The organism is Bacillus cereus group sp. BfR-BA-01381, from assembly GCF_022663555.1.
In the GTDB taxonomy this organism is placed as follows: domain Bacteria; phylum Bacillota; class Bacilli; order Bacillales; family Bacillaceae_G; genus Bacillus_A; species Bacillus_A pacificus.
Genome location: NZ_JAKUFR010000305.1, coordinates 1 through 256 on the forward strand (window position 1 = coordinate 1; position 256 = coordinate 256).

Below are 256 nucleotides of genomic sequence, written 5' to 3' on the forward strand. Positions count from 1 at the left end.
GCCTCCACCCTATCAGCTACTAATTCTTCGTCATCTGCAATATACATTTCTCCCGCTAACATCTTTTCTTTTTCTGTTTTCATAGAATCATCTCCTTCGTAATCAAATGAACCCCACTTATTAAACCTCTTTAATAAGTGACTTTAATTACACTTATTAAACAAGTTTAATAAGTAACCCTATAGTAGCATACTTTTTCATATATGCAACTAATAAGTTTCAAAAAGAAATGCGAACTACTTACTTCACCTAATGA

General features: G+C 31.6%; 1 pseudogene. It reads right to left on the bottom strand.

Annotation, left to right across the window (positions count from 1 at the left end):
* A pseudogene (locus MR079_RS28820) lies at positions 1 to 83 on the bottom strand (maltose acetyltransferase domain-containing protein); the annotation flags it as partial.
* Between the last annotated feature and the right edge of the window lie 173 nt (positions 84 to 256).